Genomic DNA, 26394 nt, shown 5'->3' with positions numbered 1-26394 from the left:
GAGTGGCTCAGTCGAGTGCCCGGTGTCGCGCAGGTTCCAGCCGTTGAGGCGGCATACACCTTGAATGGCCGCTTCCGTTACTGACGAATGAGTACTCAGCCCAAAGGCAACGGTGGAGCAGGGAGAAAGCTGCCGTTCAGTAACGTAAAAGTCACCGGCGCTGCGCGGTACTATCGCGCAGCATCCGTGTGGACGCCGGGTTATACCTTGGTGTCATCGAGAGCGGGTAGATCGACATCTCGTAGATAGGAAAACTTTGGGTTGTAGTTGTATGCATTTTTGATGTCGAGGACTACTCCATCTGCACTGTCGTAGAGGTTGCCACCCGTAATATTCATTAGCTCCAACCGGGAAAACACATCTGATACTGCAAATTGGTTTATAAAAATCTTCGTAAGGATTGGCTTTCCCGGCAGCGTTTTTGTGCCATCAAAAAATGGCGTCTCAGATCTGACTTCAATGTACTCCTCAAGGTCTTTAAGACCCATATGGCTATACCAGAGCGTGTCGTAAATTAGGCAGCCAAGCTGGCGTTGCATCCGTTTGTTCGCGGCTCCGGGAAATGGGATAAATTGAAGTGTATTTGCAGGAAATCCGTTTTCAAGATATTCCTGCTTGGGCCATTGAAAATTACGGAATGTGCTATAGAGAGCATCGCTATTGGTCCTTGGGTCATGCTGTTCTTTTGCTCTCGCCTCTGCAAGTTGGTTGACGTTGAGTGCATAAACCACTGAATACGGTTTCTTTTTTCCCCTTGGTACGCGGACGCCATTGAAAGCAAAAAATAGTGCGACATATGGCGAGTAGGAAAAATCTAGGCACGGCGTCGGAACACCATGATGGCGCCCATGTTCTAGCGCTTCGAATCTATTGGTATGGTCAAAGGATTTTATTCCTAGTTTTTCTAATCCAACCTTGTACGCCATAAGCGTTTCGTCGATATCAGTATTCCATGGTTCGTGCAAAACGGTTCGGTGCCGTTGCCACGTATTTACCAAGCGATACTCACTCTTCTCATGTCCCCGAAACACTATGGTGTCGTTCGATTCATGGGCTAAGGATTCAAGAAAAGCAATTGCGCCTTTAGCGTTTTGGAATCTCTTGGTGACTATGCTCATTGGATCGGCCTGGAAGGTATAACTTCGAAATTCAGCGGACGCCGAAGGCGTCCGTTGCAATGACCGGTTAGCCAACACGCGGCTTAGCCTTGGCCTTAATCGCAGAAAACACCTCATTGAACTCCTGCATCCTCCGATTTATTAGATCCATTGACAGTTGGTCCATTTTTCCGAGCTTGTCAGGGTGATATGCAGAACTAATAGCTTGCATTTGTTTCTTGATTTCTGGCACATCGGAGGTCAGAAGAGGTGCTATCAACTCATCGGGCTCGACCGCCATTCTGTGTGAGTGAATTTCCGATTTTGGAATTAATTTGTTCCACTCAAGTTTATGCTTGTATCCTGGAGCCTTCACTTTTACTCGAAGACGATGAGGAATAGAAAACTGCGTGGCCACGGTGACGCCATTCCCAGCCCTCCATCGCAATTGTCGAGCCACGGCGTCGTACGCCAAATCTGTACTGCCAATCTTACATTGCAGGAAATAATCCGTTAGTGCGTCCGCAAGCGGCAATATATCCTTTGCGTCCGAGCGTACGCCCCTGCTTCTGAGAACAGCGTCAATTGAAAGCGCCTCAATCGCGGTTTCAGTGTAATTAATGAAGAGCGACGCTTCGCGCCAGGTCGATAGGAGGATTGCTTGCTGGAGCAGTGACTTGTCTGATTGCCAATCCATTTTTGCCTGGAAGAGAAGTGCCTTCGTTTCTTTTCGGCCGGACCAATCAATTGACAATTCAATGATTCCGTCTGCGCCAACGAAGCTTTCAGTGGCGTCCTTTCCCCTTCCGCGAAATTTCGTATAGTCAATTGACCATTTCCACGGACCATCAATTTCAGCATTCTCAACGTTGACAATATGCGTGCCTGTCCGCAGACAGGCGCCGAACTGTCCGGTCATAGTGTCCTCGTCTTCATTCGCGGACATAAATCCATCGACCGCCTTCGGAATGGAAGCGCTGATATGTTTCTTGATTGACTCAAGGACTTCAATGGGCATATAGAGGCGACGAGGCATTTTTGTGTTGGCTTCTTTGTCATCGGGAGCAGTTTTTCTGCATAACTCCGGCGTCTGCTCCCTAACTCGGCGTCGTTTTGCTGATGTTTTTATACAGTAATAAATAAACGCGTAAACCGGCACTGCAAAATATAGCACGCCAGCATGCACAGAGAAGGCCTGAACGGCTGGTTTATGACGCCAACGCTACCGGCGCAATTGGCCAGACTCTGCCTGATGACAGGTGGTAGCGGGGATACCCGGCGGGAGCGTGCCCATAGCCGACCTTGGGTCTCTGGCAAGAATCCGGCAGCAATGTGCCGGCAAACTGACGTTCAGCCACCGAGGGTGCAACGATCTCGTTATGCCGTTTGAGGTTGGATGCAATTTCATCCTTGGAAGACCTAAGCCGACACAAGTTTCACGACAATGGAAAAGCCGTTTGGCCGATTTTCGGCATGGATGGCCCCGCCGAAACAGGTGAGGTATTGCCTCGCTGCGTAGAGGCCGATACCTAGATTCTCCGCCGCGTCCGAACTAGTCTCGCCGCATAAAAATATCTCCTCGGTTTCGGCGACGTTGGGTCCTTGATTGAATACCTCAAACTCCACCTCTCTGCGATTATGAGTGGTCAGTCGAATTTCAATTGCGGTGCCTCGCAGTGCATAACGTTGGGCGTTATCGAGGACATTTTGTAAGACCTGATCCAGCAGGATGTCGTCGTACCTGGCCAAAACCCCGGATTGTGGGCCTTCATAAGTAAGGCGTAGACCTGAGGACAAATCCCCATAAGCACACAGCGAAGCAGCAAGGTCGTGAACAGCGGTCCGCGCAGCTTCCTTTGTGGATTCCACGTCTCGCTTCTCTTTGAATATTTCCATCGCACGCTGCATGCGCTCCAGCAGCCGCCGGGTTTCGCTCTTCTCTGGGTTAAGCAGAAGCAGCGTTGCCACTGGAGAACGAATCTCGTGGGCAATCAGACGCAGGCTTTGCTGGTGCTGCACTACTGCGGCCTCCTCGCGAGCTAAGGTTCTGGCTTTGCTTTCCACCTTCGCGCGAATACGCTGATCTAGGTAGTAAATGACACGTCCGATGGTGCCGATTTGATCGCGTCGCCACTTGTACTTGGCGCACTCGTCGCCGTGCCGGCGTTTGGCCAAGGCCAACGCATCTCCAGTGATTTGCCCGACGGTCCGAGCAACATAGAAAACTACAGCCGCAAGGGCAATGACAATAAACGCGGCAACAGTCAGCAACGCGAGGACCCGCGCGGCTAGTTCGGGAATAACGTTGCCGGAGGAACGCAACTCAGCATGGAGCGCACCGACGATCGGACTCTGGAAGGTTTGAATGGCCCGGATGGTCTCGCCCTTGAGCAAGTCGGCGATCCGATCACCGATCCGCTGCATGATTCCGGGTGAGGCCTGCAGTCCGGGTGGCTCGAGGGACTTTGAGGACCAGAATATTTGCCCACCAACCAGGCCTTTGTGAATATCCAAGGTTGCACCTGATGGAACCGAGGCCAGATAGGCTTGGGCCAAGGATACGAGTGCTGCCCCCTTTTGTGTTTCCGAAATAGCGATAAGAGTGGAATCCGAGCGATGAATATCCAGCCCGATAGACATTGCTCGCAACGTTGCATCGGGCCAAGAATCAGACCGTTGATTAAACACCGAGGCGTCGATTCGAACAGCAACGGTCACAATACGAGGATTATCCGGCTGTTCTGTTCGCTCCATTGCCTGTCCGCTGACCAAGGTCGTGGGGCGACCACCATCATCGTTAAGGAAACCAGCGACCTCATACAATCCCTCGAAACGCGCGGGATTCCGTTTCCTTGCCTCAGTCGGAAGGTTGGGGGCCTCCAGAGCGAGCCGAATGGTGGTTGGGGAAGCTTTTCCGGAGTGAAAACGCAAACGAATGAAATCGCTCCCCTTTAGCGGCTGCCCTGACCGATGGGGCGTCACCTGTCCGGTAGGGTATCTGACGATCACGTACACATAGCGACCAGACGGATCGTTTTGCACAGCAGCGAGACAAGCTTGAACGGTATTCGGAGAATGCTGGCTGAACTGCTCAATATCGATCGGATACTCAAGGATGCAGGCACGTGGTTGTTCGGTACGGACTAAGTCCTTGCGAAAGGACTTGAAATTCTCTCGAGTTGCGAAGTAACTAAAAAATGGTTTGCGTACAGTAACGATTTTCAGCGGCCGGCGCGATTGCGTGAAATCCTCCGGATTGTCGAGCAGAGATGACCCGTCTGGCTCTCGTGTCGTCATGAGTAGGAATTCGACCAACTGGCTGCGGAGGCCTGCTGCTTGCAACAACTCGTCCTTATGCTGGATGGCCCGAAAAACGTCAAATGCCGCCCAAGATAAAAGAATAAAGAGGGCGACGAGCGCCCCCGTCACGTAAACGGTAAAGTTGTATCGTTTGAGGCGAGCACCGAAACCCCCGCGCCGCCAACGGCTAGTCACCCCAGATATACGCACCGCCATGGCATGAAATCTTTTTAAAAGCGGGGTCTACTGCCTCGAATTTTTTCCGGATATTTGTAATGTGCTGCGTCACCGCATGGCCGGAACCACTTTTGAGAACCTTTGTCAGCCGGCCGAGGTCCACTCGCTGGCCTTTCGCGTGCCAAATTTCCCTGACGATACTCAATTCAGTAGGGGTCAGCTGGATGGTTTCGCCGCGCCATTGGCAGCATCTCTTGTAGGGCTCAAGGACTAGTTCCGGCGGCAAATCCGATTCAGCCATCGCGGACGTATCTCTGTTCCCCCACTGCAGCGCCCGCTCGATGTGGCCCAACAAAACGGAATCAGCGAATGGCTTTGTGACAATGTCGCTTCCGGTCAGCACCATCCCCACCTCGGAGAGAAAATCTCGGGTATCCCCGGTGACTATTATCGTCTGGCAGCCGCGATCAGCAAGCCTCGAAGCGTAGCGCAAGCCCAACAACTGTCCGGTGGGCTTCGGGTTCAACTGAAGATCGACCAAGGCGACGTCATAACGCTGACGTGCGATCAGTTCGTCTGCCTCCTGTTCGTTCGCCGCACAATCGACTTGGACTTCGTCTAGTTGTTGAACCAACGCTAACAGGCGTTCCCGCATCGCTGACTCGTCTTCGATGATCAGAATCCGTCGCGTCACCGTTGCTCTCCTTAAATACATGTAAGTCGACGTTATCACGGACTCGGTCAAGATTTTGAGCTCCGAGATCTAGGAATAATGAATGAAATCAACATTTCTTGATCAGGTGAAGTTAGAGATCAGCGAAGCTGAACCATGCCAGGAGTGTTTCTTGACGTCTGCATCCGCAAAATGGAGCCATCAAAAAACCGGATGACACCCCATGAACCACCAGACCGAAGTTTTGTTGAAAACGATTGGCGAAGATCTGGACCGGAAGGTGTTTCCCTCTGTACATGACAGCGGCCTTGTCTGGCCGGCGCGAACCGTTGTCATTTCACAACCGCCTGGCCAGGAGATTCAAAATGAAAGACAAACAACCGCACCAGGAGCATGGCAAACCGGAGCATCCAGGACATCCAGCTCATCCGGAACATCCGGAACATCCAGTGACACCCGGCCGCCCGGTGCCGCCGCATCGCTCCTCGGCGAATACCAAAGCGACGGCTTCCTAGCAGAAATTGATGCCGTTCAGGCGGCCTATCCGGGCACGCAGGTGTGGGAAGTGGCAGATGGCTTTTGGCTCTATGCCCAAAGCCATCTTCTTCCTGGATTGAACCGTCCCGTAGGATTCCTGGTGGGGCTTTCTCTTGCCAAGCGACGCGTCCGTGCATGGGCTTTCTGGTCAGCAGGGGTGGTTGGGTCTGACTGGATCGGGCCGCGTCACACCAATTTCCCGGATGGGTCGATCTGCGCATTCGAGCCTAGGGATGGCACTTGGGTTTTTGGACAATCTCTGGTTACTCTCCTTGATCTCTACTCAGTGTGGGCTCTGCGCCAACTTCATTTGGAGAGGCTAGGTCGTTGGCCAGGGCCGCAGGCAGTTCATTTCCCTTATGAACGGATTCTCGAGGTGGCAGGTGACGAGCATTGCCCCTGTGGCTTTACTGGACGGCGTTATGCGGAGTGTTGCCAGCCAGTCGATCTGGCAGCCAACCGGCTGGCAATAGCCGTGAATCTAGTCTGTATTTCCAGTGCAAGTATGCGCTTTCCACCCAGTTCAATTCGAGATTTCGTGCTCTATCGGAAATTCATCCCGAGCATAGCTGACTTAGTTTAGCGATATCCCTCCGAACCAGTTCGGGCTCCCAACATGGTCTCCTAGCCGTGACAGGTAGTAGGTTGCATTCCAGACATTGAATGCTTGGTCCAGCTACGGCAGCTTAGGCAGCGATCAACTGCCGAATTCAGATGGCAACAGATATTTAGGGTTAGCGGGCAGCGCGAGCGTTGTGAATATTGCAGCTGCTGTTGTCGATCTTCTTCATCGAACGGCAGCTTCCGATTTCCGCCAATGAGTAATCGGCGCCTAAAACTCCCGGATGGAAGCGCCAGCCTCCTGGCCTCATGCGAAGCGCAACATTAGGTTGATCAACCACCCGGCAGGGGTCTCTCCAAACAACTGGCTTGGCTATCGGCCAATGCACACGTTTGGGCAGGGTTTCTGAATTTCAGTGGTGCTTTGACAAGTCGGGAAATCAGGAAGGCTTGTGAATTCCGAGAGCTAGGCGAGTGGTCGTTGCGAAATGCTCTTTTAGTAGTTCACACGCTTTGTTTGCGTCGCGCGCCAAAGCAGCATCAACAATTCTCAAATGTTCTTGGGTTACATCTCGGACATAGGATTTTTCAGCACGCAATGATAGCTGTCTGTAGCGAGCAGTTTGTTCGCGCAAAAGTGCTGCGAGCTTGAGCAGCCAGTTCGAAGTCGACCCAGAAAGCAGAGCGGCATGAAAGGCATCGTGAGCTCTTTCCCACTCTGGATTCAGCACAACTTCGGGGTCCGTGAGCATCATCGGAATGCGACTGAGTCTGTGGCTAGCTGACATCAGTTCTGTTTCCCAATTGATGTCTCCGTGCTCGATCGCATCACGCAATGCATCGGCCTCCAGTCGTTGCCGTACCTGAGTGATATCAAGCAACTCAGCCTCCGATACTCCGGCAACACGAAAACCGCGCTGATCCTCAGCATCTACAAAACCGCTCATTGCTAGCCGCGATAGGGCTTCTCGAAGCGGAATAACTCCGACGCCGTACCGCTCTGACAACTCTCTGAGCTTGAGTTTTGAGTCTGGAGGAAAGACGCCAGCAATGATGTCCTGTCGCACTGAATCCGTAAGGATGGATGCCTGAGTGCGTACTGCCAGATCGCTATGGCGGCGGCGACTGGATGTGGTGGCAGTTCTATCGGTATTCAAAGCGGGTATCTCAAAAGGTCGCATGGTGACAGCTCCAATTCTAGGCGAACGGGGTGCGAATATCTACTATACGCAAAAAATTATGCATAAATGAACAAATTATTTTTATTTGATTTTGTATATTTTTTGTCGTAATGTATAAATCGTGTGAGCAGCCTTCACGCAAATGAGTCGCAAGAACTCTGGCTGTGAAAGGAGAGCAGCACCTTTCTGAGGTTGCTTCATTAGGTTGCAGCGGTGCTAAAGCACGGCTGTGTTAGCGAATTGCGCAAGAGCGCGGGATTCAGTCGCAGGTGGCTCGAGAGGCTTCGAGGTGCGGCGAGGACATTGGAGGAGGAGCAAATGGGTACTTCAAATTGGCGTCAGCAACCAAGGGCGCTGCAACTGAAAAAGGTTGCGTTAATCATCGCTTCACTGGGTTGTTCCCAGGGAGTAATGGCTTTCGATATTCCTACCGGGGAGTCGGATCTAAAGGTTCGCTGGGACAATACGGTCAAGTACAGCGTGGCTTACCGTCTGAGTAATCCCGATGAAAAAGTGGCAGCCGGTGATGCGATGGTTCCTGGTTTCTTGGCGCCGGGTCGCCAGCTTGATGACGGTGACCGAAATTTCAAACGGGGCTTGGTTTCTAATCGAGTCGACCTGTTTTCCGAGCTCGATGTTACCTATAAGAATATTGGCGCGCGTGTTAGCGGTGCCGCTTGGTATGACGACGTTTACAACAGGGGGAATGACAATAGTTCCGACAGCGTTAACTCGACCAGCGTAGGTGCGGGCCAATTCAATAACGGCACGCGGGACATGATGGGTCGGAAAGCAGAAGTTCTCGACGCCTTCCTGTTCCTCAGGAGTGACCAGTCTTCCGAGACCCCGTATACGGTACGCCTTGGTAAACATACCGTGCTTTACGGCGAAAGTTTGTTCTTCGGCGCTAACGGTATTGCAAATGCTCAGGCGCCTATGGACCTGATCAAGCTTTTGTCAGTCCCAGGGTCCCAGTTTAAGGAAATTATTCGCCCCGTCGGCCAAGTTTCCACTCAGGTACAGGTTTCATCGAATGTATCGGTCGGTGCTTACTATCAGTACCAGTGGGAAAAGAATCGCCTACCCCCTTCCGGTTCTTATTTGAGCGATGTGGACTTTGTCGGCGCCGGTACCGAGAGCCTGTTGCCGGGAACTCCGGTAGCAATGGTTAAGGTGGAAGACTTGAAACCAGAGGCGCCGCAAGGTGGTTTCCAGGTTCGTTTTAAAACTGATTCCAGCGATGTCGAGTATGGCTTCTATGCAGCCCAGTACAACGACAAGAACCCTGCAATCATGATGAACCTCGGTAACAATTTCCGCTTCGTGTATCCGGAAAAGATTAAAACGGTTGGCGCTAGTTTGAGTACGGTGATCGGTGAGGCCAATGTTTCGGCTGAGGTTTCCTACCGCTGGAATGCGCCTATTGTCTCAGCCCCGCAGGTGGATATCGGCCTGGCAGGCAACAGCACCAATAACCCGCTCTATGCGGTAGGTAAAACCGCTCATGCACAAGTTTCAGCAATCTACCTGATGAGCAAGAGCCCGTTGTGGGACGGGGCTGAATTGTTGGGAGAGTTGGCTTGGAACCGCACCCTCAGCGTGGACAAAAACCCGATGGCGGTTGATCCGAACGTGACTAGGGATGCGATGGCATTTCGGATGATATTTGCTCCGCAATATTTTCAGGTCCTTTCGGGACTCGATCTGTCGGTGCCGATTGGCATCGGATACAACCCCTATGGACGTTCTTCAGCCGTATTCAAGTTTAACGGTGGGGTTGAGCGCGGTGGCGACTTCAGTATCGGTCTAAAGGCGGACTACCAGAAGAAATGGAAGATCGCTGCGAATTACACCCATTTCTTTGGGGATGCCAACGCCTTCCTGACGCCCAACACGGTTAATGCACCGGCTGGTGGGCTCTACATGCAGACGGGCGCACAGTCCCTGCACGATCGAGATTTCCTTTCTCTCTCAGTCCAAACAACGTTCTAACCAGGAGATAACTCATGCTGAGACGTACATTTATCAACACCGCGATTGCCGCGCTCTGGGCAATCTCACTGCCGAGCTTTGCGGTTACGGCTGACGAAGCTGCCGCGCTCAAATCCACCTTAACGCCGCTTGGTGCAGAAAAAGCAGGCAATAAAGATGGCTCAATTCCATCTTGGGATGGCGGTTTGAATAAGGCTCCTGCTGGTTACCAGGCTGGTGCACAGCGCCCCGATCCCTTCGCAGCTGAGAAGTCGACTGTGCAGATATCTGCCAAGAACATGGATCAATATAAAGACAAGCTGTCTGAGGGCGTCCAGGCTTTGATGCGTAAGTATCCGAGCTTCCGGGTCGATGTGTATCCGACGCACCGGACAGCATCAGCTCCGCAATGGGTGTATGACAACACCTTTGCCAATGCCACGCGTGCAAAGTCGACGCAAGGCGGCAACAACATCGAAAACGCCTTTGGGGGGATTCCCTTCCCAATTCCGAAGACTGGTGCCGAAGTGATGTGGAACCACCTTCTCCGCTGGAAGGGGGAGTCTGTAGAAATTCCGTTCCGTGTCTGGGTTGGTGCTGCAGACGGTTCTCGGACCATGGCTGTCGAAGCCAAGGATGATCACCAATTCCCGTATTACCAGAAGGATGGTTCGCTAGAAAAATTCGGTGGTGAGTTCATGTTCCTGCGCCAAGTGCAGACTGACCCTCCGTTCAAAGCGGGTGAGTCGATTCTGTTGCGCGATCCAATTGACCAAATTGGGAAGGGACGCCAAGCTTGGCAGTACCTGACCGGCCAGCGCCGCGTTCGCCGTGCTCCGACCATCGCCTTCGATACGCCGGATTTCGTAGCCTCGGGTCAGAACTACTTTGATGAAGTGTTCATGTTCCTCGGCTCTTTGGAACGTTATGAGTGGAAGATCGTCGGGAAGAAGGAAATTTACGTTCCCTACAATAACAACCGCTTTCAGCTAGCAAAGACCGATGAAGTTTTTGTGCCGCATCACCTGAACCCCGAAAAGATGCGCTGGGAACTCCATCGTGTTTGGGTCGTTGAGGCTAACTTGGCTCCTGGCAAACGCCATGTCGTGCCGAAAAAGCAGTTCTACGTTGACGAGGATAGCTGGTCCGTGTTGCTGGTTGATGGTTACGACGCCCAAGGCAAGTTGTGGCGAACACAACACGCAGTGCCTTTTGTCGCACCGGAAATTCCAGCTGTGGTCTCAACAACCTTCACTGTTTTCAATTTGCAAGCAGGTACCTGGCTGGTTAATAACCTCTACAACGACCTGAAGTCTCCATACAAAGTAGTGCCGCGTCGTCCTGATGCCTATTTCTCGGCTGATGCGTTGGCTGGTGCTGGCATTCGCTAAAGAGCGCAGTTGTATCGCGAGTTGTAGGTAACGTCGAACGGAGAGGGGAATCCTCTTCCGTTCGATCAGAGGAGTTAAATCATGAGTTTCGACATGAGAAAAAACATGTCGGTGGCTGGTTGCACCCTGATTATTGGGTTGTTGGGCAGCGTGCCGGCTCTGGCCGAGCAAGATGCTCTGGATCGCCCAGCGATAATGCGAACACAAGAGCGAACGACGACATCAGTCATGCTTTCTCTTCAGAAAGCCGGAAAACGGCTTGTGGCTGCTGGCGAACGCGGGTTGATCCTGTGGTCCGATGATGAGGGGCAGACTTGGAATCAAGCCAAGGTGCCCGTCAGCGTGACATTGACCAGCCTGTCGTTTTCCGATGCTCAAAATGGCTGGGCTACCGGACATAGTGGAATTGTGCTCGGCACCACAGATGGCGGCCAAAATTGGGTAAAGCTATTTGACGGAAAACGTGCGGCCGAAATTGTGTCTAGCGAAGCCAAGAAATCGAACGCAACTCCCGCACAAATTGCAGATGCAGAGCGACTCGTCAAAGATGGGCCGGACAAGCCGTTTCTCAGTGTCTATTTTTCGGATGCGAATAACGGTTTAATTGTTGGCGCCTATGGCCTGATTTTCTCAACTGCTGATGCTGGTAGGTCTTGGAAGCCTCTTCAGGGGCATATCGAGAATACCAAAGGACTGCATTTTTACTCCATCCATGACGCAGGAGATGCAGTCTACCTTTCGGGTGAGCAAGGTTCTCTGTACGTTTCGCACGATCGAGGCGCCAATTTTCAATCCATCAAGACACCTTACCTAGGGACATATTTTGGCGTCCTTACTGCGGGGAACAATTTGCTCGCCTTTGGTATGCGTGGGAACTCATTCTTCTCTGGTGACAAGGGGAAGACATGGCAGAAAAGTGAAATTCCAGGTAACAACACTTTGACCGCTGGTGCCCGCCTGAAAGATGGCCGCGTGATGCTGGTCGACGATGGCGGAAACATACTCGTCAGCAAAGACGACGGTCAGCGATTTACCAAGGCTGAAATGCCCAAGCTGACTCCGTTGAACTCACTGATTGAGACAGAAGGTGGAAAACTATTCTTCGCTGGAGTGCGTGGCATCAGTCGCGCAAGCCAAGCTCAACCTGCCACGGATGACAAAAAATGAGCCACGATTCCTCGTTAGCGGAACATCCGGTTATCCGCGATATTAAAGATTTTGACCCACGTTCTGGCAGCCTGATGGAACGTGCTTTCTTCAACAATCGCATGCTGGTGATGGTCGCCTGTCTGCTGTTGACGGTAATCCTTGGCTTCCAGGCGATGGGCGTCCGGCTGAACGCAAGTTTTGACAAGATGATCCCGGCTAACCATCCCTACATTCTCAATTTCTTTGAGAATCGTCAGGACTTGGCCGGTCTTGGCAACAGTGTGCGCATCGCCGTAGAAGCATCTGGTGATTCCATTTACGACGCCAAATACCTAGACACTTTGCGTCGTTTGAACGACGAATTGTTCTTGTTGCCCGGCGTTGATCGTCCCTACATGAAATCTTTGTGGACGCCGGCAACGCGTTGGGTTGGTGTAACCGAAGAGGGTCTTGATGGTGGTCCGGTCATACCCGAAAACTATGACGGCAGCCCGACTAGTCTCGACCAGGTTCGCGAAAATATTGAGCGATCCGGTGAGATCGGCCAACTTGTTGCAGGTAACTATAAGTCGACCATCATTCTCGTTCCGCTTAACGAAACGGCCGAGGGTGGCGAGCGCCTTGACTACCATGCCTTCTCGAATCAGCTAGAAGAGCTACGGACTAAATACGAGGCCGAAGGCGTAAGAATCCATATCACCGGATTTTCGAAGATCGTCGGTGACCTGATAGATGGTTTGGAGCAGGTCCTGATCTTCTTTGCCATCGCAATTGTTATCTGTACGGTGGTTCTCTACTGGTACACCCGTTGTTCACGCAGTACCGCTCTGGTCGTGTCGTGCTCGCTGGTTGCCGTTGTCTGGTTGCTCGGTCTGCTACCGACTCTCGGATATGAACTTGATCCGTATTCCGTTTTGGTACCGTTCCTGGTCTTCGCCATTGGCATGAGCCATGGGGCGCAGAAGATGAATGGCGTGATGCAGGATATCGGTCGTGGTACTCACAAACTGGTGGCAGCACGCTACACCTTCCGCCGCTTGTTCCTAGCCGGTGTCACTGCGCTGCTGGCGGATGCGGTTGGTTTTGCTGTACTTATGGTCATCGACATTCCGGTTATCAAAGATCTCGCCATTACTGCCAGCATGGGGGTGGCTGGTCTGATCTTCACCAACCTCATCCTGTTGCCCATCGTCCTCTCCTACACCGGCGTCAGTGCGAATGCTGCGAAGCGCAGCCTGACCGAAGAGAGGGGCGACGAGCAGGATGTGGCTCGCAAAAAGCATCCTTTTTGGGAGTTCCTCGATCTCTTCACCCACCGGAAATGGGCGACGATTGCCATTGTCGTTTCGATCATCCTTGGCGCAGTCGGGTTCGTAGTCAGTCTGCAATTGAAAATTGGTGACCTAGATCCCGGTGCTCCGGAACTGCGGGCCGATTCGCGCTACAACCGCGACAACGCTTTCATGGCCGCCAACTATGCGGCGAGCAGTGATGTCTTTGTTGTCATGGTCAAGACGCCGGAGTTCCAGTGTGTGCAATACAACACACTAAGCCAAGTCGATGTCCTTGAGTCCGAGTTGCAGCAACTACCTGGTGTCGAGTCGACCAACTCATTCTCTGCCTTGAGCAAACGAGCCGCTGCTGGAATGAACGAAGGTAGCCTGAAGTGGTATGAACTGCCGCGTACCCAGGACATGCTCAATGCCATCGCAACGCGTGCTCCTCGGGAACTGTTTAACCAGAAGTGCAACTTGCTGACGGTCTATGTTTTCCTCAAGGATCACAAGGCAGACACCTTGGAAGCCGTGGTCAAGGTGGTTGAAGCTTTCGCTGAGCGTAACAACACCGCCGAGGTGAGGTTCCTTAACGCAGCGGGCAATTCAGGTATCGAAGCTGCAACCAATATCGTAGTTAAGAAGGCAAACGTTGAAATGCTGATGTTTGTCTACGCGGCCGTGATCATTCTTGCATTCATCACCTTCCGGTCCTGGCAGGCAGTGGTTTGTGCGGTGTTGCCACTGATGCTGACATCGGTCTTGTGCGAAGCCCTGATGGTTTTTCTGGGCATCGGTGTCAAGGTGGCAACTCTGCCTGTGATCGCCCTTGGCGTTGGTATTGGTGTCGACTATGCCCTCTATATCCTGACCGTGACCCAAGCACGACTGCGCGAAGGGATGAGCCTGTCGGATGCTTATTACAAGGCGTTGCTATTCACCGGCAAGGTGGTTGCACTGACAGGAATGACATTGGGTATTGCTGTTGCAACCTGGGTTTTCTCGCCCATCAAATTCCAAGCTGACATGGGCATCCTCCTCGGCTTCATGTTCGTTTGGAACATGTTAGGTGCCGGCATTCTCCTGCCTGCTTTAGGTCACTTCCTTCTCAAGCCTGCGAAGCAGTAGGCGAATTTAGCTACAAATCATAAACACACCATCGAAAAGGACAAATTATGAAACTGGTCACTTTTACCCACTCTGGTCATACCCGCATTGGCAAAGTTGAAGGGGATCAGATTATTGATCTTTCGATCGCCCAACCCAGTCTGCCGCAAGATATGTTGAGCTTGTTGCAGCAGGGTGGTGCGGCCATGGATAAGGTTCGCGATGCCAAAGCATTGCCTGAAGCTGTTCTTGCCCTGGCTGATGTCAAGCTTGAGGCACCGGTGCAGAATCCTTCCAAGTATCTCGCCATCGGCATGAACTATCGCGACCACGTCGAAGAGTCGGCCCGCAAGGGAATTAAAACGCCGGAAACGCAAATTTGGTTTAACAAGCAGGTTTCCTGCGTCACCGGTCCGTTCGATCCGGTCGAAATGCCGCGCATCTCGGAAATGCTCGATTACGAAGTCGAACTCTGTGTCGTAATCGGAAAGACTTGCAAGGATGTATCGATTGAAGATGCGCCCTCCGTCATCGCCGGCTACATGGTGGCCAATGACGTCAGCGTACGCGACATCCAATGGGCTAGCCCGACGTGGACGCTGGGCAAGTCCTTTGATACGCATGGCCCGGTTGGTCCTTGGCTGGTCACGGCTGACGAAATTTCCAATCCGCACAACCTGCATATGCTGTTGACCGTCAATGGTGAAGAGCGCCAGAACAACACGACGAGCCTGATGGTTTACAACATTTACCAGCAGATCGCCCATCTGACCCAAATCATGACACTGCAACCGGGCGACCTGATTGCTACTGGCACGCCAATGGGTGTAGCCGCTGGCATGAACCCGCCGAAGTACCTCAAGGTTGGCGATGTCATTCGTGCCGAAATTGAAGGTGTCGGGGTTATCGAAAACAAAGTGGTTGCGAAATAACGATCCACAAACTCTCGGGAAGGCGGCCTGTTGTCATCCCGAAAAGCCCCGACAAGAGAGCCTTTCTAACTGTTTTGGAGACAAATATATGACTACAGCAAACACCGGCTGGGCTAAGGCCGGTATTCATTCCATCAACCACTTCGCCCTGGCCCTGCCGGACCTGAACGAAGCTGAGAAGTTCATGCTGGCCTATGGCCTTCGTGTCGAACGCCGCGGTGCAGAACTCCATGTTCGCGCCAGTGCCAGCGAGCACGTCTGGCTTAAGGTTGTGGCCGGCCCGAAGAAGTCTTTCGAGTTTCTGAGCCTCGGTTGCTATGCCGAAGATTTTGACCAGATTTGCCAGCAGATTCTTGATGCCGGCGGTGTCGTCACCGCTCCGCATTCGGCTGGAAGCCCCGAAGGCTTCTGGTTTAAAGATCCTGACGGTACGTTGCTGCATTTGCGAATTGCTCCGAAGATGATGCCTGACAGCAAAGCTGAGATGGAGGACGGCAATGTGCCGGCTGGAATTCAAGGTGCTGCATTCCGCTCGACGATGCAAAAGGTTGGTCCGAGCCGTCTTGCTCACATGCTGTTGTTCACGCCTGACGTACTGCGTGCAGTGGCCTTTTACGAGAAAGGCCTTGGTGTGAAGGTGGCGGACAGTTCGCAAGACATCGTTGCATTCACCTATGCACGCCACGGCTGTGACCACCACCTGATTGCTTTCCTGAAGAGCAATGGGCGCGGAATTCACCACAGCTCGTGGGATATGCCGAACGTTGAAAAACTCGGTATCGGTTCATCCCAGATGCGCAAGGCAGGCTATCCCAATCAATGGGGTGTCGGACGGCATGTGCTTGGTTCCAACTACTTCAACTACGTTCAGGACTCGTTCGGGAAGTGGTGGGAATACAACTGTCACATCGATTACATCCCGGCTGGCATGCCTTGGGATGGCGGTGATCACGATCCAGAAAATGCACTTTATTTGTGGGGCCCTGATCTGCCATCCAATTTCGTCGATAACAACGAAGCCTGATAGCAGGCACTTTATCAAGCTGTGGTAGTGCGGCTCACTCCCGGTAACTGATTTCGATTGGTTACCGGACTAATGAGTCGATAGACAACAGCCCCGGTTCTACAGAGGAGACAAAAATGAAACAAACCATGCTCAAGGTCATTCTGTTCGGCCTGACGCACATCATTCGCAAATCGCTGAAGAACTTCCCGGCGGTGCGCAATCATGTGAAGGGTCGGCGTTGTATCGCTCAGATCAAGTTGAAGGATGACAGTATCGGCCGCTATTACGTTATCGAGAGTGGCCGAATCACGTCGCACCCCGGAATCCATTCCGCGCCAGACGTGACCATGCGCTTCAACGATCTTCGGACTGCGCTGCTCTTCCTCAAACCAGGCGTTAGCCAGGCTGAGGTGATTCATGCAGCGAAGAATTTCAGGGTGCTGGTGCTCGGTCGAGACGAGACCGTGGTTTGGTTCATGCAACTCCTCAACCTGACCCAGTCGGCTGGCTGGGAACTAGGCACGCCGATGAAGGATGGCACCGTCCGCTTTACCACCAATACCAACGGTGGTCCGCTTTTCGTCTACGTCAAGGATGACAAGATCGTCCGTATGACACCAATCGACCTCGACAACAGCGATGCGCCCAGCTGGACCATCACTGCTCGTGGCAAGAAATTTACGCCGCAGCGCCGGGGCATGATCAATCCGCATGCCATGTGTCTTAAGTCGCTGGTGTATTCCGACAAGCGCATCCTTCATCCGATGAAACGCGTCGACTTTGATCCGAACGGCGAGCGCAACATCCAGAATCGCGGCAAGTCGGAATATGTGCGTATCAGTTGGGATGAGGCGCTAGATATAGTCGCCAACGAGATCACGCGCCAGAAGAAGGTGCATGGCCCAGGTGCCATGGCACTGTTCAGTGGTTCGCATCACCAGTGGGGTAACGTCGGCTATTACCTTTCTGCCATGCTGCGCTTTGGCAACCTCGTTGGCTTCACCCGCGTCCATCCAAATCCGGATAGTTGGGAAGGATGGTATTGGGGCGCCCAGCATCATTTTGGCAATTCGCTGCGTGTCGGCCTGCCGGGCTTCTCTGGCCTTGTCGAAGACTGCCTGAAAGAGGCTGAGCAAATCGTTTTCTGGTCGAGCGATCCAGAGACCACCAATGGTTACGCCAGCGGCCTCGAAGGGACTCAGCGCCGCTTCTGGGCGAAGGAATTGGGCATCGATTTTATCCATATCGACCCACACCTGAATCCGACTGCTCAGTTGTACGGTGGCCGCTGGATTCCCATCAAGCCAGCCACAGATCCGGCTTTGGCCCTCGCTATCATGTACGTGTGGATCAAGGAAGGGTTGTACGACAAGGATTACGTGGCCTCCCGCACGACCGGTTTTGATGCCTGGAAAGCCTATGTTATGGGTGAAGAAGATGGCATCCCCAAGACCCCCGAATGGCAGGAACCCGAGACCGGTGTTCCGGCCAAGGATGTCCGTGCCCTGGCGCGTAGTTGGGGGAAAAAGAAGACTTATCTGGCCGCAGGAGGTCTCGGTACCGGGTTCGGTGGCGCCTGTCGTTCGGCAACTGGGTCGCAGTGGGCCCGTCACATGATTCTGCTGATGGCCATGCAGGGCCTTGGTAAGCCGGGCATCAATTTTGGTAACTTGCAGGCCGGTACTCCGCTAGACCACGCATTCTGGTTCCCCGGTTACGCCGAGGGAGGCATTTCTGGAGAGCTCAACTTTACTGCCGGTGCGGTCAATACCTACTGCCGCATGCCGCATGTACTGACCATGAATCCGGTTAAGCAGATGATTCCACGCCAGCGCCTTCCGGATGCCATTGTTGATGGCTATGCCAAGGGTTACCTCTGGGATGGTTCTTCACTGGAGGCACAGTTCGCCCCTTATGAATACCCGATGCCGGGTTATTCCAAGGTCCATATGCTTTACCGTTATGGTGCATCTTCCTTCGGCACGGTCGCCAACTCCGATCGTTTTGTTGAGATGTATCGCCATGAATCGTTGGAGTGTGTCGTCAATCAGTCGATCTGGTTCGAAGGAGAAGCTCAGTTTGCCGACGTTATCCTGCCAGCATGTACGTCCTTTGAGCGGGTCGATATCAGCGACTGGGGTAACTCAGGTGGATACATCCACCACAATACTGACCAGATTAATCATCGCATGGTTATCTTCCAGCACAAATGCATTGAGCCGCTGGGCGAATCCAAGTCGGATTACCAGATTTTCCTTGAAATTCTCAATCGGCTCGGGCTTGGGGCAATGTTCTCTGAAGGCTGCAGTGAACTGGACTGGTGTAAGCGCATGTTCGAGGCCTCCGATCTAGTTAACTACACAAGTTGGAAGGAATTCATCAAGAAGGGTTACTTCGTTGTACCCGCAGAACCGGAAAAGACACGCGACCCCGCTTATTTCCGCTGGTTTGCTGAGGACCGCCACAAGGATGTGCCCGAACCTGTGCCGTTGCCGTCGCAATGGTCCGGCGAGTTTGGCAAGGGATTGCAGACCCAGTCGGGCAAGATCGAATTTGTCTCTAGTTCCATCCAGCGGGGTGATCCGAACAATCCTGAACGCCCGGCCTTGAACCGCTATATCCCATCGTGGGAAGGTCCTCAGACCAGCGAACTGTTCGGCAAATATCCGCTCCAGATGGTATCGACGCACTCGCGCTATAGCTTCCATACCTATGGCGACGGTAAGGATTCGACGATCAATGACATTGAAGATCACCGCATTCTGGTTGATGGCTATTACTACTGGGTAATGCGGATGAATCCGGAGGATGCACGTCAACGTGGCGTGAATCAGCATGACTTGATTCGTGTTTTCAATGACCGCGGCAACGTTGTTTGCGTAGTTGATATATCTCCTTTGATTGCCAAAGGCGTTGTTAAAGCCTTCGAATCCAGCGCCGAATACGACATTTTCATGGATCCGCGCTTTGGCCGGGTCGACCGTGGTGGGTGTGTCAATACGCTTACCCCGCGTCGTGCACAGGTAAAGAACACCGACGGCATGGGGTCGAATTCGTGCCTGGTCAATATCGAGCGCTGGATACCCTCCGGCGAAGCGTTGGTTGCAGCCTGACTAGAGCTGAGAAACGAGGAGAAAACATAATGAGCAAATGGAATCTGATCGTTGATGTGGCGCGCTGCGAGAACTGCCACAACTGCACGCTGGCCCTTAAGGACGAATTCGAGAGTAATGAGTTCCCTGGTTACTCGAAGCCGCAGCCGAGGCATGGCCATGAATGGATACGCATCGAGCGGAAAGTACGCGGCGAAGGCACGATGGTTGACGCAGCCTATCTGCCGAGTATGTGCAATCACTGTGATAACGCGCCCTGCGTTGCTAAATCGGCTGGGGCCATCAAGCAACGGGATGACGGAATTGTCATCATCGACCCGGTCAAGGCGAAGGGGCGCAAGGATCTGGTCGATACCTGTCCTTATGGCAACATCTGGTGGAACGAGGAGCATCAGGTTCCTCAGTCCTGGTTCTTCGATGCTCACCTGCTTGATCAGGGCTGGAACGAACCACGTTGCTCCCAGTCCTGTCCGACCGGCGCGTTGAAGGCATTGAAAGTCAGCGATGCCGAAATGAGGGTAATGGCCGAGAGAGAGGGTCTGGAAGTGCTCAAGCCTGACTTGGGAACCAAGCCCCGCGTCTACTACAAGAACCTGCATCGCTTTTCCAAGTGCTTTATTGGTGGCTCTGTGGTCGCTGAACTGGTCGGTGTGGACGAGTGTATTGCTGGCGCCACAGCGATCCTGAGCCAAGGAGGCAAGGAAATTGGGCGCCAAGTGACTGATGTTTTTGGCGACTTCAAGTTCGACGATCTGGAGCCAGGCAGCGGAATATATTCCGTTCAAATCCAACACCCAGATTTAGGTCTAGCAAATGTTACAGGGCTGGTCGACGACAGTTGTTATCTCGGCGAAGTCCGTTTGTCCTAATCAGAAGCTATACGCCAGTTTGGAAGAGAATATGGAAAATTCAGGTCAATTATTCAAAGGCGTTGTCGCCGCAACTGTGGTTATCGGTTTGTCGCTGTTTGCCTGCATCTCCGTTCCGCCTGACCTCTTGATGGGTTGGGGTACGCTGTTTCTAGTTGCCATGGTTCCAGCGCAGATGGTGGTCAGCCTGCTTTGGCGCTGTGAGTATCCGCGTGCTATTGCGGATCTGCCTCAGCCGTGGCGTGGACTTGGCTTTTTTGCACTGAGTGCGCTGGTCGCTGTGATGGTTGGCTACGTTTCTTGGCAAACGGTTGGTGGTGGTATTTCACCACCGACACCTTTCGTGAATATGTATCTGATTTTCACGGTGCCTGTAGCACTCTGGCTGATTATTCCCTTGCAAGCTTGGCCTTTGAGTCTTGTATGTAAGAGCATGGGTTGGCTGGGTGGCAGCCTTTTGGTGGTTACTTACACTTTGGCTTATCTGCTTTTCCGCGTTTTCTTCAATTTCAGTTTCCTGAATGGAGCGCCTTTCTACCGGGCAGTTTTGGATCCCAGCGGCCTTTACATGGCTTGGATTCCACTAGTTATGAGCATTGCCTCAGTGGCCGTCATTCTGATTCTGGCCTTGCTCGATTTCTGGCCGGTCGTTGTTCTAGCCAAATTCTTCCCCGCGATCACAAAGCAGCCAATTTTTGCGATTGCCAATGGTCTGCTCATCGCTGTCGCTGTCTTTCTGCTTTGGTGGTTCTTTGTCGGATATGGCGGAATGGATCTCGTACTTTTCCAGACCAAGGTTTGCGTTGCTCTGATTTTCGGGTTGTTCATCGTACTGGTCATGCTCGAAGGACTGCCAGGACTAAAAGTTGCGCAACCATGGCGTGGCCTGTTTTTGACAGGCATCGCCTGTGTCCTGGCAGTAGTCATGTTTGAGTTGTATCGAGTGGTTGTGCTGGGCAGGTTTGCTTTGCCCGGTGGCGAGCCTCCCTATGCACTTGAGCTTTGGCTAGCATCCAGCATGCTTGCTGTCACATTTCCTGCAATGGTTGCGCATGCGAATTACCTGCAGTTTTGGCCTTTAGGCTTGCGAAAGTCCGGCTCCAATCAATAACTACTCGAGGAATAAAAAGTGACTGTTCGTAAGTTAATTGAGTGGGATGAGGTCGGTACGCTGTTTGCCGACGGAATGACCATTATGTTCGGTGGTTTTATGGGGGTCGGAACTCCTGAGGGACTGGTTTCGGTGTTGCTGGAAAAAGGGATCAACAAACTGACCCTGATCGGCAACGATACCGCATTCCCCAATGTCGGCGTTGGCCGTCTTGTCTCTGAGGGGCGCGCCAGAAAAGTGATCGTTTCACACATTGGAACGAACCCATTGACTGGCAAAAAGATGATTGCCGGGGAGCTTGAGGTCGAACTCGTGCCTCAGGGCACTTTGGCAGAGCAAATTCGCTGCGGTGGAGCGGGTCTTGGTGGAGTCCTTACGCCAACCGGCGTTGGCACCATCGTTGAAGATGGAAAAACCAAGATGGTCGTTAACGGTCGTGAATACCTTGTCGAATTGCCGATGCGGGCCGATATCGCCCTTTTGAAGGCCAAGCGGGCGGATAAGGCGGGAAATCTTGTCTATGAGCGTGCCGCCCGCAACTTTAATCCGTTGATGGCCTTTGCTGCTGATCTTGTGATTGCAGAAGTGGAGGAATTGGTGGAGGTCGGTGAAATCGATCCAGATATGGTTATGACGCCCGCCGCGCTTGTCGACAAGATTGTGCTGTCCAGAGGGGCTTGAAATGGATTCGAAAGAACTGATCGCTCGCCGCGTAGCCCAGGAGCTTAAGGAAGGGTATGTGGTGAACCTTGGTATTGGCTTGCCAACGATGATCCCGAGATTTCTTCCGGCGGATATTGAAATTACGCTGCAGTCGGAAAACGGCTTTCTCGGACTTGGTCCGTTGATAGGGGAGCCTCAGCCGGGTGTTGTAAACGCCGGGGGGCAACCCTGTGGACTTATACCTGGTGCAGCCATCTTTGATAGTGCAACCTCGTTTGCGTTGATTCGCGGAGGGCATGTTGACGTGACGGTCCTTGGTGGCCTACAGGTTGATCAGGACGGCAACTTGGCTAACTGGATGGTGCCAGGAAAGATGGTGCCTGGCATGGGCGGCGCTATGGATCTCGTGACTGGCGCAAAAAAGGTCATTGTGGCGATGGAGCATACGACTAAAGACGGAGAGTCTCGTCTGATGCAGCACTGTGCATTGCCGCTGACTGCAAAGGCTCGCGTTTCAATGGTGGTAACTGAACTGGGCGTTTTCGGAATATCTCATGGCGAATTCATTCTTCTTGAGCATGCGCCGAATGTCACCGTTGATGAGATCAAGGCAAAGACATCTGCTCCATTGCTTGTTGCTGATGGGCTTAAGCCCATGGCACTTGATTGCTAGTTTTTTCAGTAGCTCGATTCGAAAGCATCTCCTCTGCGCTTCCTGGTAGTTGGTCGTCTCTCCCGATGTCCAGAAAGAAATGAATCGAGTGTTTTGGCCCGCTTCGGCGGGCCTCTTTTTGCATGTATCACCGTTAAGCCAGATAGAAAAATGTCGATGAAAAAAATCCGTAGCATCCTTGTCGCCAACCGCAGTGAAATCGCTATCCGTGTGCTGCGCGCAGCCTCCGAGCTGGGTATCCGAACAGTAGCCATCTACTCGAACGAAGACCGCTTCGCCCTGCACCGTTTTAAGGCAGACGAGTCCTATTTGGTGGGCGCCGGTAAAAAGCCGATCCAGGCCTATCTCGATATCGACGACATCATTCGCATCGCCAAGGAAGCTGGCGTCGATGCGATTCACCCGGGCTACGGATTCCTTTCGGAGAACCCGGATTTTGCCGATGCTTGTCACTCAGCGGGTATAGCCTTCATTGGCCCATGTGGCGAGGTGATGCGCCAGCTTGGCAACAAGGTGGCTGCCCGAAATCTGGCCGAGCGGGCAGGTGTTGCCGTTGTGCCGGCAACCCCGGCACTGCCGCTTGATCTCTACGAAGCCAAGGTTCTGGCCGATGCCGTCGGCTATCCGCTCATGCTCAAAGCCAGCTGGGGCGGCGGCGGGCGTGGCATGCGTGTCGTCGAGAATGCCGAGGAATTGCCCGGCGCGCTCGACGTCGCCCGGCGCGAAGCCAAGGCCGCCTTCGGCAATGACGAGGTCTATCTCGAAAAACTCGTGCGTCGCGCCCGCCACGTCGAGGTCCAGGTCCTCGGCGACCGCCATGGCGAGCTGGTCCATCTCTTCGAGCGCGACTGCACCGTGCAGCGCCGCAATCAGAAGGTCGTCGAACGCGCCCCGGCGCCGTACCTCGACGAAACCACCCGCCAGGCCCTGTGCGCTTCGGCCCTGCAGCTGGCCCGCGCTGCCGACTATACGCATGCCGGTACTGTCGAGTTCCTGATGGATGCCGATACCGGCAAGTTCTATTTCATCGAGGTCAATCCGCGTATCCAGGTCGAACATACGGTGACCGAGCAGATCACTGGCGTCGATATCGTCAAGGCACAGATTCGTGTCACCGAAGGCTATCGCATCGGCGACGAGGAGTCCTTCATTCCCAAACAGCCCGACATCCGCATGTCCGGCCACGCCCTGCAATGCCGCGTTACCACCGAAGATCCGGAAAACGCCTTCACCCCGGACTACGGCAAGATCGCCGTCTATCGTAGCGCAGCAGGCTTCGGCATCCGGCTTGACGCCGGCACCGCCTATTCCGGCGCTGTCATCACGCCGTTCTACGATTCGCTGCTAGTGAAAGTCACCGCTTGGGGCCACAGCAGCGACGAAGCCGCGCAGCGCATGGACCGCGCACTGCGCGAATTCCGGGTTCGTGGCCTGGCCACCAATCTGCAGTTCCTCGAGAACGTCATTGCCCATCCGCTGTTCCGCACGGGCGCCTGCACGACCCGCTTCATCGACGAGACGCCGGAACTCTTCAACTTCGTCAAACGCCGTGACCGGGCCAGCCGCCTGCTCAAATTCCTCGGCAACGTCACGGTCAACGGCAATCCCGAGATGAAGGGGCGAAAACTGCCGCCCTTGCCGCTGGCGCGTCCGATCAAGCCAGCCTTCGACCTCGGCGCACCGATCCCGGCCGGTACCCGCGACAAGCTCAAGGAACTCGGGGCCAAAGGCTTCTCCGAGTGGATGAAGGCCCAGCCGCAGGTCCTGCTCACCGATACCTCGATGCGCGATGCGCATCAGTCGCTGTTTGCGACACGCATGCGGACCCACGACATGCTGGCCATCGCCCCGTACTACGCCCGGATGGCACCGAACCTGTTGTCGATGGAATGCTGGGGTGGTGCGACCTTCGACGTGGCCCTACGTTTCTTGAAGGAAGACCCTTGGGAGCGCCTGCAGCGGTTGCGCCAGCAAGTACCGAACATCCTCTTCCAGATGTTGCTGCGTTCCTCGAATGCCGTCGGCTACACCAATTACAGCGACAACGTCGTCCGCTACTTCGTGCAGCAGGCGGCCACCAACGGCATCGACGTCTTCCGCGTCTTCGATTCCCTGAACTGGGTCGAGAACATGCGCGTCGCCATGGATGCGGCGGTTGAGAGCGGTGCCTTGTGCGAAGGCACCTTGTGTTACACGGGCGATATCTTCGATAGCAGCCGGCCGAAATTCAATCTTGCCTATTACGTCAAGCTCGCCAAGCAACTGGAAAAGGCCGGCGCCCACATCATCGGCATCAAGGACATGGCCGGGGTGTGCAAGCCACGCGCCATCACCGCCTTGGTCAAGGCGCTCAAGGATGAGATCGGTCTGCCGCTGCACTTCCATACCCATGACACCAGCGGCATCGCTGCGGCGTCCGTACTGGCCGCGGTGGAGGCCGGATGCGATGCGGTCGACGGGGCGCTCGATGCACTCTCGGGGCTCACCTCGCAACCCAACCTTGGTTCCATTGCAGCCGCCCTCAAGGGCAGCGAGCGCGATCCCGGCGTGGACCTCGGCAATCTGCAATCGCTGTCGCATTACTGGGAGGGCGTGCGCCACTACTACGCGCCTTTCGAACCTGAAATCCGCTCCGGCACTTCCGACGTCTATAACCACGAAATGCCGGGTGGCCAATACACCAACCTGCGTGAGCAGGCACGCGCCATGGGTCTCGAGCATCGCTGGCCGGAAATCTCCAAGGCTTATGCCGAGGTCAATCGCCTCTTTGGCGATATCGTCAAGGTCACGCCGACGTCCAAGGTGGTCGGTGACATGGCGATCTTCATGGTGGCCAACGATCTGAAACCGGAGGATGTGAGCAATCCCGACAAGGACATTTCCTTCCCGGAGTCGGTCATTTCCCTGTTCAAGGGCGAACTGGGCTTCCCGCCGGAAGGCTTCCCCAAAGCCCTGGAAGCCAAAGTCCTCAAGGGCGAAAAGCCATTGGCCGGAAGGGCTGGTGACTTCATGGCACCGGTCGATCTCGATGCCAAGCGCAAGGAACTGGAGCACGCCATCGGCCGTCACCCGAGCGATAGCGATCTGGCTTCCTACTTGATGTACCCCAAGGTCTTCCGAGATTACGCCGAGCATCGCCGGGAGTTCGGCGACGTGTCGCTGCTGCCCACGTCACCGTTCTTCTACGGCCTGCAGGATCGGGAAGAAGTCGCCATCGACATCGACAAGGGGAAGACCCTCGTCGTGCGTCAGACAGGCCGCGCAGAAGCGCCGGACGAGGAGGGCAAGATCAAGGTCTTCTTCGAACTGAACGGCCAACCGCGCACAACGCGGGTTCCCAAGGCAGGTCTGGAGAGCGCCAGCAAGGCTAGAGCCAAGGCGGACGGCAGCAATACCAACCATGTCAGCGCACCGATGCCAGGCATGGTGGTCACGGTTTCCGTCAAGCCGGGGCAGAAAGTGGCGAAGGGCGCTCCTCTGCTATCCATCGAGGCGATGAAGATGGAAACGATGTTGAGTGCTGAACGTGATGTCGTCATCAAGGCCATCCACATCAAGCCGGGCGATGTCATTGCGGCAAAAGATTTGCTGATTGAAATTGATTAAGGA

18 protein-coding genes are annotated in these 26394 nt (G+C 53.9%); 13 read left to right on the top strand and 5 right to left on the bottom strand.

What is annotated here, in order from left to right:
* Window positions 1–200 precede the first annotated feature (200 nt).
* The 4 genes from KI610_RS13925 to KI610_RS13910 form a co-directional block, all read right to left on the bottom strand.
* On the bottom strand, window positions 201–1118 hold the full coding sequence (locus KI610_RS13925) for an FRG domain-containing protein (RefSeq protein WP_226495564.1): 918 nt from the start codon (window positions 1116–1118) through the stop codon (window positions 201–203).
* Between the two features lie 67 nt (window positions 1119–1185).
* Window positions 1186–2133 carry a hypothetical protein gene (locus tag KI610_RS13920; protein WP_226495563.1) on the bottom strand — a complete coding sequence of 316 codons (948 nt, stop codon included), beginning with the start codon at window positions 2131–2133 and terminating at the stop codon, window positions 1186–1188.
* A gap of 383 nt (window positions 2134–2516) precedes the next feature.
* Complete coding sequence (locus KI610_RS13915; RefSeq protein WP_226495562.1) at window positions 2517–4613, bottom strand: sensor histidine kinase; 2097 nt, start codon at window positions 4611–4613, stop codon at window positions 2517–2519.
* A complete protein-coding gene (locus tag KI610_RS13910) occupies window positions 4585–5268 on the bottom strand; it encodes a response regulator transcription factor (RefSeq protein ID WP_226495561.1) in 684 nt (227 codons plus the stop codon). The genes KI610_RS13915 and KI610_RS13910 overlap by 29 nt, the downstream gene beginning before the upstream one ends.
* 202 nt (window positions 5269–5470) lie before the next feature.
* On the opposite strand from KI610_RS13910, the gene KI610_RS13905 reads away from it, so the two are divergent.
* Window positions 5471–6367 (top strand): hypothetical protein, encoded by an 897-nt coding sequence (locus KI610_RS13905; protein WP_226495560.1) that lies wholly within the window; start codon window positions 5471–5473, stop codon window positions 6365–6367.
* Between the two features lie 418 nt (window positions 6368–6785).
* Here KI610_RS13905 and KI610_RS13900 read toward each other — a convergent pair whose 3' ends face one another.
* The gene (locus KI610_RS13900; protein WP_226495559.1) at window positions 6786–7526 is read right to left on the bottom strand and encodes a GntR family transcriptional regulator; all 741 of its coding nucleotides are present in this window, start codon (window positions 7524–7526) and stop codon (window positions 6786–6788) included.
* A gap of 318 nt (window positions 7527–7844) precedes the next feature.
* On the opposite strand from KI610_RS13900, the gene KI610_RS13895 reads away from it, so the two are divergent.
* The 12 genes from KI610_RS13895 (at window position 7845) to KI610_RS13840 (ending at window position 26391) form a co-directional block, all read left to right on the top strand.
* On the top strand, window positions 7845–9518 hold the full coding sequence (locus KI610_RS13895; RefSeq protein ID WP_226495558.1) for a DUF1302 domain-containing protein: 1674 nt from the start codon (window positions 7845–7847) through the stop codon (window positions 9516–9518).
* 14 nt (window positions 9519–9532) lie between these two features.
* Window positions 9533–10888 (top strand): DUF1329 domain-containing protein, encoded by a 1356-nt coding sequence (locus KI610_RS13890; RefSeq protein ID WP_226495557.1) that lies wholly within the window; start codon window positions 9533–9535, stop codon window positions 10886–10888.
* A gap of 81 nt (window positions 10889–10969) precedes the next feature.
* A complete protein-coding gene (locus KI610_RS13885; protein ID WP_226495556.1) occupies window positions 10970–12055 on the top strand; it encodes a WD40/YVTN/BNR-like repeat-containing protein in 1086 nt (361 codons plus the stop codon).
* Window positions 12052–14439 carry an efflux RND transporter permease subunit gene (locus KI610_RS13880; RefSeq protein WP_226495555.1) on the top strand — a complete coding sequence of 796 codons (2388 nt, stop codon included), beginning with the start codon at window positions 12052–12054 and terminating at the stop codon, window positions 14437–14439. Before KI610_RS13885 ends, KI610_RS13880 begins: the two co-directional genes overlap by 4 nt.
* 47 nt (window positions 14440–14486) lie before the next feature.
* Window positions 14487–15350, top strand: coding sequence for a fumarylacetoacetate hydrolase family protein (locus KI610_RS13875; RefSeq protein ID WP_226495554.1), 864 nt, complete (start codon window positions 14487–14489; stop codon window positions 15348–15350).
* 88 nt (window positions 15351–15438) lie between these two features.
* Window positions 15439–16374: a VOC family protein gene (locus tag KI610_RS13870; protein ID WP_226495553.1), complete on the top strand. Its 936-nt coding sequence runs from the start codon at window positions 15439–15441 to the stop codon at window positions 16372–16374.
* Window positions 16375–16490: 116 nt separating this feature from the next.
* Window positions 16491–19469 carry a molybdopterin-dependent oxidoreductase gene (locus tag KI610_RS13865; protein WP_226495552.1) on the top strand — a complete coding sequence of 993 codons (2979 nt, stop codon included), beginning with the start codon at window positions 16491–16493 and terminating at the stop codon, window positions 19467–19469.
* 29 nt (window positions 19470–19498) lie between these two features.
* Window positions 19499–20338 carry a 4Fe-4S dicluster domain-containing protein gene (locus KI610_RS13860; RefSeq protein ID WP_226495551.1) on the top strand — a complete coding sequence of 280 codons (840 nt, stop codon included), beginning with the start codon at window positions 19499–19501 and terminating at the stop codon, window positions 20336–20338.
* Window positions 20339–20369: 31 nt separating this feature from the next.
* A complete protein-coding gene (locus KI610_RS13855) occupies window positions 20370–21449 on the top strand; it encodes a hypothetical protein (RefSeq protein ID WP_226495550.1) in 1080 nt (359 codons plus the stop codon).
* Window positions 21450–21467: 18 nt separating this feature from the next.
* Window positions 21468–22130, top strand: a complete 663-nt coding sequence (atoD, locus tag KI610_RS13850) for an acetate CoA-transferase subunit alpha (protein WP_226495549.1) — start codon at window positions 21468–21470, stop codon at window positions 22128–22130.
* Window position 22131: 1 nt separating this feature from the next.
* On the top strand, window positions 22132–22785 hold the full coding sequence (locus KI610_RS13845; RefSeq protein WP_226495548.1) for a 3-oxoacid CoA-transferase subunit B: 654 nt from the start codon (window positions 22132–22134) through the stop codon (window positions 22783–22785).
* Window positions 22786–22941: 156 nt separating this feature from the next.
* The gene (locus tag KI610_RS13840) at window positions 22942–26391 is read left to right on the top strand and encodes a pyruvate carboxylase (protein ID WP_226495547.1); all 3450 of its coding nucleotides are present in this window, start codon (window positions 22942–22944) and stop codon (window positions 26389–26391) included.
* The last annotated feature ends 3 nt before the right edge of the window (window positions 26392–26394 follow it).

Source organism: Ferribacterium limneticum (assembly GCF_020510565.1).
GTDB classification, from domain to species: domain Bacteria; phylum Pseudomonadota; class Gammaproteobacteria; order Burkholderiales; family Rhodocyclaceae; genus Azonexus; species Azonexus limneticus_B.
Note: the sequence above shows the minus strand (reverse complement) of the source record. Positions and strands in the feature narration are given on the sequence as shown.

Coding starts and splice junctions, on each gene's coding strand:
- KI610_RS13855 (WP_226495550.1), top strand. CDS start 20,370: ATGGAAAATTCAGGTCAATTATTCAAAGGCGTTGTCGCCGCAACTGTG.
- KI610_RS13925 (WP_226495564.1), bottom strand. CDS start 1,118: ATGAGCATAGTCACCAAGAGATTCCAAAACGCTAAAGGCGCAATTGCT.
- KI610_RS13880 (WP_226495555.1), top strand. CDS start 12,052: ATGAGCCACGATTCCTCGTTAGCGGAACATCCGGTTATCCGCGATATT.
- KI610_RS13845 (WP_226495548.1), top strand. CDS start 22,132: ATGGATTCGAAAGAACTGATCGCTCGCCGCGTAGCCCAGGAGCTTAAG.
- KI610_RS13875 (WP_226495554.1), top strand. CDS start 14,487: ATGAAACTGGTCACTTTTACCCACTCTGGTCATACCCGCATTGGCAAA.
- KI610_RS13915 (WP_226495562.1), bottom strand. CDS start 4,613: ATGGCGGTGCGTATATCTGGGGTGACTAGCCGTTGGCGGCGCGGGGGT.
- KI610_RS13885 (WP_226495556.1), top strand. CDS start 10,970: ATGAGTTTCGACATGAGAAAAAACATGTCGGTGGCTGGTTGCACCCTG.
- KI610_RS13860 (WP_226495551.1), top strand. CDS start 19,499: ATGAGCAAATGGAATCTGATCGTTGATGTGGCGCGCTGCGAGAACTGC.
- KI610_RS13890 (WP_226495557.1), top strand. CDS start 9,533: ATGCTGAGACGTACATTTATCAACACCGCGATTGCCGCGCTCTGGGCA.
- KI610_RS13905 (WP_226495560.1), top strand. CDS start 5,471: ATGAACCACCAGACCGAAGTTTTGTTGAAAACGATTGGCGAAGATCTG.
- KI610_RS13870 (WP_226495553.1), top strand. CDS start 15,439: ATGACTACAGCAAACACCGGCTGGGCTAAGGCCGGTATTCATTCCATC.
- KI610_RS13920 (WP_226495563.1), bottom strand. CDS start 2,133: ATGCCTCGTCGCCTCTATATGCCCATTGAAGTCCTTGAGTCAATCAAG.
- KI610_RS13865 (WP_226495552.1), top strand. CDS start 16,491: ATGAAACAAACCATGCTCAAGGTCATTCTGTTCGGCCTGACGCACATC.
- KI610_RS13895 (WP_226495558.1), top strand. CDS start 7,845: ATGGGTACTTCAAATTGGCGTCAGCAACCAAGGGCGCTGCAACTGAAA.
- KI610_RS13840 (WP_226495547.1), top strand. CDS start 22,942: ATGAAAAAAATCCGTAGCATCCTTGTCGCCAACCGCAGTGAAATCGCT.
- KI610_RS13900 (WP_226495559.1), bottom strand. CDS start 7,526: ATGCGACCTTTTGAGATACCCGCTTTGAATACCGATAGAACTGCCACC.